This is a genomic window from Streptomyces beijiangensis (assembly GCF_017315755.1).
Lineage (GTDB): Bacteria > Actinomycetota > Actinomycetes > Streptomycetales > Streptomycetaceae > Streptomyces > Streptomyces beijiangensis.
In genome coordinates, this window is the sequence record NZ_JAFLRJ010001076.1 from 1 (window position 1) to 737 (window position 737).

Annotated in this window: 1 protein-coding gene; it reads left to right on the forward strand. The window is 64.0% G+C overall.

The features are described 5' to 3' along the window. Positions 1–487, forward strand: a 487-nt coding sequence (locus J0695_RS40620; RefSeq protein ID WP_206969822.1) for a tyrosine-type recombinase/integrase, incomplete at its 5' end; no start/stop codon positions are given. Positions 488–737 lie beyond the last annotated feature (250 nt).

Consider the following 737-nt stretch of genomic DNA (forward strand, 5'->3'; position numbering starts at 1 on the left):
GGCGCACTGTATCCGGCATCTGAAGTGGCGGGATCAGGACGAGGGGCGCCTGGTGCCGATGCCGGTGGGTATCGCGCTCAAGGTGCGCGAGCACCTCGAGCGCTACGGCACCTTTCATGTGGAGGAGGGCTGGAACCGGCTTGCGGGGGAGTATCTGTTCGCGAACGTGGGGCGCACCAACATTTTGATGTACTCGCTCGTGAGCCGCCTCTGGCACAGGGCGAGGAAGGCCGATGGAATCACCAGGAAGATCACGACGCACTGGCTCCGGCATTTCTTTGCCTCGGCCGGCCTGGCCAAGGGGGTGCCGGTGACCGAGATGGCGGAGTGGCTCGGGCACCGGGATCAGCGGGTCACCTTCCAGACCTACGCGCATGTCATGCCGGACGCCTCGGAGCGTCTGCGTTTCGTGATGGATGCCGTATTCAGTGGTGTGATATTGCTGCGGCTTCCTCTGCAGTTCGAAGCGGTCATCGAGTCTGCGTGACGGCCCACCCGCGTGGGCAGCGCGCGAAAGTTGGCGGTGGTCTGATGGTGCAGGCGTGCTGAACACAGCCCGTGACCGGCCGGGCATGTGGATCGTCCTCGGTTGCGCAACGGGGCGACGCGGCGTCTCGATGAAGACGGGACGCGAAGAATTCCCGTGCTGGTTTCGTGCTGACTGCGGAGGCCGGATGTGGGTATTACCGCAGGTGGGAGCTCGTGATGAATGGGTGGTCGTACCACTCGATGGTGGT